We start from the raw sequence: 531 nt of genomic DNA on the forward strand, positions 1-531 counted from the left end.
AGCTGGAGCGTATCGCGGATGGGGTTGAGAAAGTGGGTCGTTGAACTTGTTGTTGCAATAAAGGAAAAGCGTTACGCTCGAACGGAAAATTGTTCGATGCAAGGCGCTTTTTTAGTTGGTTTTGGACCAGGGAATTGTATACGCTAATCGCTCCTCTCATTTAGATGGAACGGTTAACTTTCGCTGCAAAATAGATGGTTAAAACGTTAAAACAACTACGATGAGATATGTCCCCCAGCGATATAATCACAACCTTATTGACCTTCGTGATTGTAAAAGCAATGAGCAACTCTCCAATTGCAATATGCATAAGATCAAACGCTTTTGCTTTTGCATGGCTTTTGATGGCTATATTCTCTCGTCCTTTTCGTTAATTGCTCTGTGTTTAGCGCTATGCGAGGCAGTTAATCGCCGATTGGCTTCAAGAATCCGCAGTTGCTCACGGCAATCTGCCGAACGGAGTGGTGCTTTCTTACATATTTTGCATGGCACCCTGATGCAAAGGAGGGATCGGTATCCGACGTTCACGGA

The organism is Paenibacillus sp. 598K, assembly GCF_003851045.1.
In the GTDB taxonomy this organism is placed as follows: Bacteria; Bacillota; Bacilli; order Paenibacillales; family Paenibacillaceae; genus Paenibacillus_D.